This is a genomic window from bacterium (assembly GCA_035528375.1).
Classification (GTDB): Bacteria; RBG-13-66-14; RBG-13-66-14; order RBG-13-66-14; family RBG-13-66-14; genus RBG-13-66-14.
Genome location: DATKYS010000057.1, coordinates 1 through 10,702 on the forward strand (window position 1 = coordinate 1; position 10,702 = coordinate 10,702).

The following is a 10,702-nucleotide window of genomic DNA, read 5'->3' on the forward strand; positions in this document are numbered from 1 at the left end:
CGGCGAGACGACGATCAACTTCTCGCTGCCGTCGGACTCGCACGTCCGTCTGGCGGTTTACGACCTGTCGGGCCGTCTGATCACGACGCTGGTTGACGACACACTGACGGCCGGCCGTCACACGCTCGGCTGGGACGGCACTGCCTCCCGCGGGACGAGCGTGCAGAGCGGCGTTTACTTCTACAAACTCGATACCGAAACCGACAGCGCAACCCGGCGACTGGTCCTCGTTCGCTAAGCACAAGGAGGAAAACCCCGTGAAGGACAAAACCCTAGTAGTCGGGCTCGTGGTCGTCGGACTGGCGCTTATGGTTGCCGGCTGCACCGAGGTCACGGTACCCATTCCCTCGAACCCCGAGCAGCTCTGCGACGAAGGCTGGAGAGCCCTCCTCGCCGGTGACGACACCAGCGCCCAGTACAACTTCGAGCAAGCCCTGGAGATTGATCAGGCATACACCAACGCCTGGAACGGCCTCGGCTGGGTGGCGCTCACCAGGGACGACTACGATGCCGCCTTCCAGAGCTTCTCTTACGCCAAGCAGACGATCGGCAACCCGCTCGATCAGGAAACGACGGAGAGGCAGAACCTCTACTTCAAGTTCTACATGGACGCCTACTACGGCTCCGGCCTCACCTTCTACCTGGCCGGCAATGCAGACACGGAATACTACGACCGGGCGATTGATGAGTTCGAAATCGCCTGCAAGGCCGACTCCGAGGCGACCAACGGCGACAACCCCCTCGATGATTATTCGGCCGACGGAGACTCAGACTGGAAGTTCGACTGGAACTACGGCAACTGGTACTTCAGGGACTTGAAGGACAACTCCTACGCCCTGTCCACCTGGCACATTCAACTCTACGCCGCGATGGCCTACATGCTGGCCGACGGCAATATGGCCAAGGCCGTCGCCCACATCAACCTCTGCCGTGAGCGTATCGAGGAGACACCCGACTTCGTCGCCAGCGACTGGCAGGACGTCAACGAAGAGGTGGACCGCCTCCTGGAGATGAACCCCGATCCCGACCTGCTGACCTACCCCTACGGTTACCCATACAACCCGAACCCCTAGCGTCATGAGGGATGGAAGGGGGCCTATTTGGCCCCCTTTTTATGTTACGGTCACGCTCAGTGTCGGACACTTCTTTCAGTTTGAAGTAGGGGGCCTTTCGGGCCCCCTTTTTTACGTCCCGGTTGAACCTAGCCCAATGACCGTTATGGTATATTGACCACTGCACCCGGGGGGTTCGTTGACGGAGGCCATCAAATCCAAGGGGAGCGACTTCTGGCCGGTCCTGGCGCTTGGCGGGCTCGTCCTCGTCGCGTACCTGGCGGTCTCGCCCGCCGGGTTCTCCCTGGGCGACGGACCCGAGCTGGCCGCCTCCGCTGTCCTTCTCGGGATTCCCCACCCGCCCGGGTATCCCCTCTTCATCAACCTGGGCCACCTGTTCACCGCGCTCGCGGGCGACGGGCTCTTGGGTCTGCGCCTTTTGAACGTCCTCGCCGTTTCCGCCGCGGCGGGTTTCGTCTTCGGTGCCCTGGGCGCGCTCGGGCTCAGGCGGACGTCGGCCTTTCTCGCGACCCTTTTATTCTCCGCCTCCGCCATCGCCGTCCGGGGGGCGGTCTTCGTCGAGGTTTACGGCTTCACCCTGCTAGGCCTCGCTGTGGTTCTATGGGCGATTATCCGCAGCCGGGGCGACAAGGCGACGACCCGGGACCTCCTCGCGCTGGCCCTCTGTTACGGTCTGGCCCTGGCCCACCACATCACCCAAATTTTCCTGGCGCCGGCCGTCCTCTACGTTTTAATCAGGTACGCGCGGGAAAAGAAACCGCCGGCGGCCTTCTACGCCCTGTTTACGACGGCGGGGCTCCTCGGCCTCTCGGCCTACCTCTACCTCCCGGTCCGGACAGCCGCGGGCCCGGCCGTCGCCTGGTTCTCACCGGACAGCCTGGAGAGGCTGGGCTTCGTCCTCGGGGGCGCCAGCTACGGCGAGTACTGGGGCGTGAGCGGCGGTTACTTCTGGAGCAACGCGGGGCTGCTGGGCGGGTACCTCTTGGGTCAGCTCCCGGTGTACCTCGTCGGGGCGTCCCTGGCCGGGTTCGCGCTCTTGGTCCGGCGGCGGCCGGTGCTGACGGTTGCCCTGGCCGCGGGGGCGCTGGCCGACCTCTACTGGGCGGCGCGGTACGCCGTCATCGGGCTCGAGGTCTTCTTCCTCCTGGGGTGCTTCCTCTTCGTCTTCGCGGCGGTGTACGCGCTCGGATACGCGCTGGACCGCCTGTTCACCTTCGTCGAGGAGCGGAGGGTGGGGCTGCTATGCGCGGTCCGGGGAGCGGGCTCGGCCGCCGTAGCCGTCCTGGCCGTGGCCGGCTTCCTGAACGCCTCGGTGCCGGAGGATCTGGCGGTGCGGCCCCACGGTGCGAACCTCTTGCGCTGCCCGCCGCCGGATGCCGCGGTCCTCTTCACGGGGGACCTCAGCTTCCCCCTCCTCTACCGTCACTACGCCCGCGACGGGCGGCCGGATGTCGTCGTGGCGGACGAGGCCGGGATGATAACCTCCCCCCGGGTTCAGGCGCTGGTCCGGCGGCGAATTTCCGACGGCGCCGAGGCGTTCTACTCCGACCCCCCCCAGAGCGCGAACCGGTTCCCCGCGGCCCGCTGGGGCTACGGTTACCTCTTCCCCCCCGTGGCGGCGACGACGTCGGCCCGGCCCACGGCGTACCTCGAGGCGGTCGGGCCCGGCGGGATTTACGCCGACGAGACGGCCGCTCGCTACCTCCTGGCCCGCTTCGAAACCCCGGGCGGCGCCCCGCTGTGGGAGGTCGCCGGAGAACGAGCCTCGGAGTACGCCGGGGTTTCGCCCCACGCCCACCTCGCCCTGGGCCGGTGGCTGTTGGAGAGAAATCCCGGCGCCGCGGCGGAGGAGTTCCGTCGGGCCGCGGAGCTGAATCCCTGGATGCCCAGCGCCCGTTACAGCCTTGCCCTGGCTCTTCTGGCCGCGGGAGACGCACCCGGGGCCCGGGACGAGCTCGAGGCGGCCCTCGCCGGTTTCGCCGAGCCCGAGGTCAAGATTCTCGCGGAGCGCCTCTTGTCCGATCTGCGCTAGCGGCCCGGCCTGCGAGCCTGCTATAATCATCGAACGTAGAAGGAGACAAGGGGTTTAAACCCCTTGCCCCCAGACGTCGCCGGAGGTTTTCATGTGCGGTATCGTCGGGTACGTGGGGAATAAGGTTGCCCAGTCCGTCCTCCTCGTCGGGCTGGAGAAGCTGGAGTACCGCGGCTACGATTCGGCCGGAATCGCGACCATCCACCGCGGCGAGCTCGGGGTGCGTAAAAAAGAAGGCAAGCTGCGTCAGCTCACCGACCTGTTGGCCTCCCAGCCCCTGGGCGGGACCATCGGAATCGGGCACACCCGCTGGGCCACCCACGGCGAGCCCTCGGACATCAACGCCCACCCCCACACCGACGGCGACGACCGCCTGGCCATCGTCCACAACGGCGTCATCGAGAACTACCTCCAGCTCCGGGAGGAGCTCGAGAAGGCGGGTCACGTCTTCAAGAGCGAGACCGACTCCGAGGTGGTGGCCCACCTTCTGGCCGACTACCTCTCCGACGGGCTCCCGCCCCAGCGGGCGCTCCTGGCCACCTTCAGCCGGATGGACGGCTACTTCGCCCTGGCCGTCATCAGCGAGCAATTCCCGGACACCGTCTACGCCATCCGTCAGGGGCCGCCCCTGGTCATCGGCCTCGGGGAGGGCGAGAACTTCATCGCCTCGGACACCAACGCCCTCTTGCGCTTCACCCGGCGGGTGGTCTTCGTGGAGGACGGCCAGGTGGTGGAGCTGACCCGGGACCGGGTGACGGTGATAGACCGCGAGGCCCAGCCAATCGAGCTCGTCGTCCGCGAGATAAAGCTGGACGACCAGGACCTGGACAAGGGCGATTACGCCCACTACATGCTCAAGGAGATTTTCGAGCAGCCGCGCCTGTTGGGCGACATCTTCATCAGCCGGGTCGCCAACCACCGGGACATCGCCTTCTCCAACCTCGGCCTCACCCCCCAGGAGCTGAACTCGGTCAGCCGGGTGGTGATCCAGGCCGCGGGCACGAGCTGGCACGCCGGCCTGGTGGGCAAGTACCTCCTGGAGCACTACGTCAGGCTCCACGTCGAGGTGGACGTGTCGAGCGAGTTCCGCTACCGCAACCCCGTCCTGGGCGGCGACACCATCGTCATGGCCATCAGCCAGTCCGGGGAGACGGCGGACACACTGGCCGGCATCCGCGAGGCCAAGAGCAAGTTCATCAAGGTCATCTCCCTGGTCAACGTCGAGGGGTCCACCATTGACCGGGAGTCGGACGGGGTCATCCACCTGATGGCGGGCCCGGAGATAGGGGTCGCCTCGACCAAGGCTTTCACCGCCCAGCTCATCGCCCTGGTCCTGTTGGCCATGCACTGGGGTCGGCTGAAGTACGCCATAGACGACGACGCCGTGCGCAAGGTCCTGCGCGAGCTGGAGCAGATACCGGCGAAGATGGAGCGGATTCTGGCCCAGAACGACGCCCTGCGGAAGCTGGCCGGCGAGTTCGCCGACGCCAAGGACTTCTTCTTCATCGGCCGGGGGTACAATTATCCCACCGCCCTCGAGGGGGCGCTCAAGCTCAAGGAAATCTCCTACATCCACGCCACGGGTTACCCCGCCGGGGAGCTCAAGCACGGCCCCATCGCCCTCATCGAGTCCGACACGCCGGTGGTGGCCATCTGCAACGCGGGGCCCACGTACCAGAAGACGATGTCCAACGTGTCCGAGGTCCGGGCCCGGGGCGGGAGGATAATCGTCGTGGCCACCGAGGGGGACACCGAGGTCGGCAGGACGGCCGACCACGTGATTTTCATCCCGCCGGTGATAGACGAGCTCTCGCCGCTTCTGACCGTGGTGCCGCTGCAGCTTCTGGCCTACCACGTGGCGGTGCTGCGCGGCTGCGACGTGGATCGGCCGCGCAACCTGGCCAAGAGCGTCACGGTGGAGTGATTTTCCCCGACCGCGACGCGGTGCGATGACGGGCCACCTCCGACGGGCGGCAGGACCATGCTTCTGGCCGACAGACCACGCTGGGTGAAGCTCCTCGTCACCCTCGGGGCGGCGGGGGCCGCCCTTCTCTTCGCCCCTCTGGCGACCCGGCTGCACGGCGTCGAGGCCTACACCGGTCTGGCGACGGCGGTGGCCGCCGTCTCGGCGGGTTTTCTCCCGCCCCTGTGGGCCCTGGCCGGAGCCGCCCTGCCCCTCCTGCTCGGCGCAATCGGGCTGCCGGTCCTCCCGGGGGGTAACGCGGGGCTCGGATTCTTCGCCTCGGGGGCCGGCGGTTACGCCCTGGCCCCGCTCTTTTTCGCCGGCCTCGGCGGGCTCTTTCTCTGGCTGAGCTGGAACGAGCCGCGGCCCGGCACCTTCGCCCTGGGGCTGTTCGTGGCCCTCGTGGCTTCCAACCTGACCGGGACGCTCTGGCTCGTCGGCCCGGGCGGGTATTCCTGGATCGAGACCTTCCGGCTCGGTACGCTCTGGATGGCCGTGGGCGACTTTTTCCGCTCAGGTATAGCCTTCAGCGTCTTCTTCTTCTACCGGCGGGAGACGAGGCGGCGGGATGTCGTCCGGCGGCAAAGGTCGGAGCGCCGTCGGCGGAAGGAGGAGCGTTACGCGCTCCTGGAAGCCCTGGACCGGGAGGAGAAAAAACCGCCCGAGGGCGGCGATGTGGACGGGGAGGAGGTGGAGCGGGCCCGGCGGGAGCTGAAGGCGCGCGAGGAGGAGGACCTGCCGCCCTACTTCAGGCTCTAGGCCGTTCCGGGTCCCGGCGGTCGTTTCGATTTTTGGATTACGCCGCGTCGGCGCAAGGCCCGCCGGAAGAGCTTCCAGCAAAAAGTCACCGCCAGGATGGCCCCGCCCATGTCGGCGAGGCCGTCGTAGAAGGAGGGGTTCCGCCCCGGTACACGGGCCTGGTGCAGCTCATCGAAGACGGCGTAGAGCGTTACGATGACGACGGCCAGGAGTATCGGCCGAAAATCCGGCTTTCCTCCGCGGTGGCGCACGCCCAGCGCCAGGTAGGCCAGGACCCCCAGGATGCCGAAGGCTGCTGCGTGCTCCAGCTTGTCCAGACCGGGGAAAATTAAAGGCGGCTGCGGCAGCTCGCTCGCTTCCGACAGGAAGAAGATACCGACCATCCCCGCCAGAAGCCCGACGGAGGCCAGTATGCGCCCGATTCTTCCGGGCCAGACGCGCGGCTCACCCTCGCCTGACAAATCCCCCCTGTAAAAAAAACCTCAGCCCGCCCCGAGGCGGGCCTTTTGCGACCTTCTACGCCACCGGAAAAATCCGTATTATTCCGTTCGTCGAGTGCTTTTCTTTATCACCTTTATCAACTGGCCCCACTCGTCCACTTAAAAATCGCCCAGGCCGGTCCCGAACTCCACTATCTCATTCTCCTGGATGGTCAGGATGGTCAGCGGCTTATGGGCCTCGCCGTCGGCGTCGAAGCTGGTCTTGCCGACGATGCCGGGGTAGTCGCGGACCGCGAGGAGGCGGTCGGCCAGTTCCGAGCGGGAGACGGCCCCCGAGTCCAGGGTCGCGGCGATGATGCCGAAGGTGTCGTAGGCGTGGGCGGCGAGGTAGGAGGGTTCGTCCCCCGCCCGCCCCCGGAAGCCGACGATGAAGGACTGGACCTCGGGCCGCCGGCTCCGGGAGAAGATGGCGTCGCAGAAGATGGCCCCCTCCACGTACCGCAGGCCCATCCGCGTCACCGACTCGGCGTTCCAACCGTTCCCCCCCACCAGCTCGGCCACGATGCCGTAGTACACGAGCTGCGCCGCCAGCTCGGTGAGGGTCGGCTGGTGCCCCGGGATGAAGATGGCGTCCAGACCCAGCTTGCGGAAGACCTGGCACTCCTCGGTGTAGGACTTGTCCTCCAGCGGGTAGCCCTGCTCGGTCACCACGGAGATGCCGAATCCCGGCGCGATGCGCTTGAAAGCGTCGCGCATCCCCTCGCCGTAAGCCGTCTCCTCGAAGAGGATGCCGAAGCGGTCGAGGTGGAGGCGCTCGGAGCAGAACTTGGCCAGGGTTTCGCACTGGGCCTCGTAAGTCAGCGCGTTGCGGAAGGCGAAGGGCGAGAGCGCGGCGAGGCCCTTCTCCGTGGCCGCGGGGGTGACCAGGGGCATCCGGTACTCGTCGGCCCACGGGATGCAGGCGCGGAAGGCGGTGGAGGATAGCGGTCCGATGACCGCGATGGCTTGGGATTCCTCCGCCAGGCTCCGCAGGCCCCTGACGGCGCCCTCGTCGGTGTCCCCGCTGTCGGCGACCACCACCTCTAGCTTGCGGCTGTGGGAGGCGTTGTACTCCGAGGCGGCCACCTCGACGGCGTAGCGCACCTCGCGCCCGTAGGGGGCCATGTCCCCCGTGAGCGGCACCAGGCAGCCGATGACCTTGGGCTTGAGGGCCATGCCCGCGGTTATTTCCTCCAGGAGCGCGGGGGCCTTGTCGCGGAATTCGGTGGCCAGGGGGTGCTCGGTGAGCCGGCGGAGGTAGAGGGCGGCCGACTCCATGTCGCCCCGCCCGTAAGCCTCCGTGCCCAGCGTGTAGAGGAGGTACGCCCCGAGGTAGGTGTTCTCGAACTCCTCGAGGAGCTGCCGCTGGTGCTCCCGGTCCAGCACTTCGTAGTGCTGGGTGAAGCCCTCGAGGGCCGTTTCGGCCAGCCGGTTGTCGGGGTCGGCGGCGATTTTGGCCAGGGCGTAGGCCGCCTCGAAGTACTCCCCCTGCTCGCTCAACGCCCGGGCGTAGAGAACCTGGGCGTCCTCGGCCAGCTCGTGGCGGGGGAACTCCTTCAAGAAGTCGGCGAAATCGCTTTCCGCCTCGGCGAACCGGCCGACCCGCAGCTTCGAGTAGGCCAGGCGGTAGAGGGCGATGGGGTAGAGCCGCGTGTAGGAGTAAACGTCCACGACGGCCTGGAACCCCTGGATGGCGCCGGCGTAGTCCTTCGCCTCGTAGGCCGCGTTCGCCCGCTCGAAGTGTTCCCGGGCGCGGTCGGGTATCTCGCCGTTCTCGGGCTGGCAGGCGCCGATGACGAGCGCGAGGACGACCAACGAGAGCGGTCCCGGCAGGGGGATTTGCCTCCGGGCGCAGACATGCCTTCGGCCGCGGATACTCAAGCCGACCCTCCACGGGGGCGTTAAAGACGGGAGACGCACGGTCCCGAGAGGGAATTATACCCCGGCGGCCCCGGGATGGTCAAAGGCCGCGGAAGTTCGCGCCGTCTCCGTAAGCGGGCGGGTCGGTACTCCATAAAAGAGCCTTTACGGCTGCGCCGTCGCAGTTACGCCGGGGCTTTACTACGTTGCGCCGGGGGCGTTACGTTTTGCGCTGCGGTGTCACTTCTGGTAGACTATTCCCCGGTATTTCTAGGAGGGTCGGTGCCCAAGAAGCGCCTCGGAGAGCTGATGGTGGAGCGGGGGTTCGCCACCCGGGAGCAGGTCCAGCGCCTCCTGGATCGGCAGCGGTCCGTGGGCGGGCTCCTGGGCACCCTGGCCGTCAACGAGGGCGTCGTCAGCGAGCAGCAGCTCAAGCGTCTCCTGGCGGAACAGGCCGGGGTGGATCCCGTTCCCGACGATTTCCGGTTCACCCCGGAGCTGGCCGCGCTCCTGCCGGTCCGCGAGGCGAAGAAGTACGGGGTCGTGCCGTTGAAACAGGATCGGCGCCGCCTGGCCATCGGCACCGCCGAGCCCCAGAACGTCCTCGTCCTCGATGAGCTGGCCTTCGTGACCGGCAAGGAGGTCGTTCCCTACCTGATGCTGGAGATGGAGCTGGCCGACGCCCTGGACGCGGTTTACACCGACGCCGTCCGGGAACGTCCCGCACCGGACCTCCCCCCGCCGCCCCCGGGCCGGCCGACGGTCGAGCCGCGGCCTGCGGTCGAGCCGGTGTTCCGCGGTTACACGCCGGGCGCCGACAGCCCGGTGGCGCGGCTGGTCGGGGCGGCCCTGGACGCGGGGGGCGAGTTCGTCCACCTCCAGGAGACGGACGGCGGCCTCTACGTCCGCCTACGGCGCGCCGGGGTCCTGGAACCCGCCCCCTTCCAACTGGCCGCGAGCAGCCGGACCCTCCTCAATCAGCTCAAGGTCCTGGCGGGACTCCCCACCTCGGAGCGCACCCAGCAGCAGAAGGGCCACTTCCGTCTGAACCTGGGCGGCAACATCGTGTCGGTCTCGGCCATCTTCATCCCCACCGCCCGGGGCGAGCGCGCCGTGCTGCGCCTGGACACAAACCGCTCCGGGGTGCCCACCTTCGAGGAACTGGCGGTGCCCGAGAGACTGGCCGTTCTCCTTCGGGAGTCCGGCGAGGGCCGCCACGGCCTGATCGTCCTCTCCGGTCCGCCCTTCTCGCGCAAGAAAGACCTGGCCTACGCCCTGCTGGCCGAAATGGACGGGAGGAGCCGGGCGATTCTGACCGTGGAGGAGCACACCACCTTCAGCCTGGAGGAGGTGGACACCCTGCGGCCCCACCCCGAGGACGGCCTCACCTACGCCGACGCCGTGGATGCCGTCCTGGAGCAGGACCCCGACGTGCTCTTCGTGGACGAGCTCTCCTCCGCCGAGGTGGCCAACACCCTCATCGGCGCCAGCTACGCCCGCATCCTGGTCATCCTCCGGCTGGCGAGCTCGGGCATCCTGTCCGCGGTGCTGGCCCTGAAGGAGGTCGGCAAGGAGCCGTTCCTCCTCGCCAGCTCCCTGGTGCTGGTCACGAGCCAGCGGGAGCTCCGCCGTCTCTGCCCCCGCTGCAAGCGGCCCTACAAGGCCACGAAGGCGGTTCTCGACAGCCTGCACATCGCCGCCACGCGCCCCTTCACGTTCTACGAGGCGCCGGGCTGCGAGGAGTGCCACCACACCGGCTCCTCGGGCACGGTCCTCATCTACGAGCACCTGACGCCCAACGCCCAGATCAGGCAGCTCCTGGCCGGGGACCTCTCCATCGAGGAGCTCAGCCGGGCGGCCCGCCGGGCGGGGCTCCGGAGTGCCCGTGAGATCGGGCTCGAGCTGGCCCTCTCCGGCGACATCTCCGTGGCCGAGCTCCTGCGCCTGACGTAATTAAGGCCCGCGACGCCGCGCGAGAAACCGCAATTTGCCAGAGGCATAGCTCGCTAAAGCTCGGTTCGCCCCGAGGGGCGGTTAAAAACGCCATGCCCGAGAAAGAACCGCCGGGGGACGTATCGAAGAGGGAGGAGCGCACGCTCGTAGAGCGCTACCTCGAGGAGTTCCGCCAGGGCTTTCTGTACGAGGTCCTGCGCTGGGGCAACGACCGGCTGCTCCACGGCGGGAGTTTCATGCGGCTGGTGGAGAGGGCCTGCGCCGAGTTCGCCCGCGGGGGCCACACGGGGTCGGACGCCGCCAGCCTCATCTTCGAGGAGATATTCCGGAGCGAGAAGCTGGACCGCCTCCTGGGTTGGCCGACCGGTGAGCAGGTGATAACGGTGGACCCGGCGCGGGTCCTGGTGGCTTTCGAGGAGGCGCTGGAGCGGAGCACGTCGGCCGACCGCCACTTCTTCACCCGCTGGCGGGTGAGCCGGTTGACGGTGGAGTTCCTGCGCACCCTGGAGCGGGTGCTCAACGAGGACGGCTACCTGGCCGAGCGGTTCCGCTTCGAGTACGGCCTGTTCCTGGAGTCGCTGGG

At 67.6% G+C, this 10,702-nt stretch carries 9 protein-coding genes; 7 read left to right on the plus strand and 2 right to left on the minus strand.

What is annotated here, in order from left to right:
• The 5 genes from VM054_04320 to VM054_04340 all read left to right on the plus strand — a co-directional run.
• Window positions 1-238 (plus strand): FlgD immunoglobulin-like domain containing protein (locus VM054_04320; GenBank protein HUT98282.1); only part of this gene is annotated, 238 nt, incomplete at its 5' end.
• A 19-nt stretch (window positions 239-257) separates the two neighbouring features.
• Complete coding sequence (locus VM054_04325) at window positions 258-1,073, plus strand: hypothetical protein (GenBank protein ID HUT98283.1); 816 nt, start codon at window positions 258-260, stop codon at window positions 1,071-1,073.
• A gap of 178 nt (window positions 1,074-1,251) precedes the next feature.
• Window positions 1,252-3,105, plus strand: coding sequence for a DUF2723 domain-containing protein (locus VM054_04330; protein HUT98284.1), 1,854 nt, complete (start codon window positions 1,252-1,254; stop codon window positions 3,103-3,105).
• Window positions 3,106-3,196: 91 nt separating this feature from the next.
• Entirely contained in the window at window positions 3,197-5,029 is a 1,833-nt protein-coding gene (gene glmS, locus VM054_04335; GenBank protein HUT98285.1) for a glutamine--fructose-6-phosphate transaminase (isomerizing), read from the plus strand.
• Between the two features lie 57 nt (window positions 5,030-5,086).
• Window positions 5,087-5,827 carry a biotin transporter BioY gene (locus VM054_04340; protein ID HUT98286.1) on the plus strand — a complete coding sequence of 247 codons (741 nt, stop codon included), beginning with the start codon at window positions 5,087-5,089 and terminating at the stop codon, window positions 5,825-5,827.
• Here the strand turns inward: VM054_04340 and VM054_04345 are convergent.
• Both VM054_04345 and VM054_04350 read right to left on the minus strand, forming a co-directional pair.
• Entirely contained in the window at window positions 5,824-6,288 is a 465-nt protein-coding gene (locus VM054_04345; GenBank protein ID HUT98287.1) for a VanZ family protein, read from the minus strand. The genes VM054_04340 and VM054_04345 overlap by 4 nt on opposite strands.
• 138 nt (window positions 6,289-6,426) lie before the next feature.
• Window positions 6,427-8,187, minus strand: coding sequence for an ABC transporter substrate-binding protein (locus VM054_04350; protein ID HUT98288.1), 1,761 nt, complete (start codon window positions 8,185-8,187; stop codon window positions 6,427-6,429).
• A 261-nt stretch (window positions 8,188-8,448) separates the two neighbouring features.
• Between VM054_04350 and VM054_04355 the strand changes: the two genes are divergently transcribed.
• Both VM054_04355 and VM054_04360 read left to right on the plus strand, forming a co-directional pair.
• A complete protein-coding gene (locus tag VM054_04355; GenBank protein HUT98289.1) occupies window positions 8,449-10,119 on the plus strand; it encodes an ATPase, T2SS/T4P/T4SS family in 1,671 nt (556 codons plus the stop codon).
• Window positions 10,120-10,211: 92 nt separating this feature from the next.
• A partial coding sequence (locus VM054_04360) for a hypothetical protein (GenBank protein HUT98290.1) occupies window positions 10,212-10,702 on the plus strand: 491 nt, incomplete at its 3' end.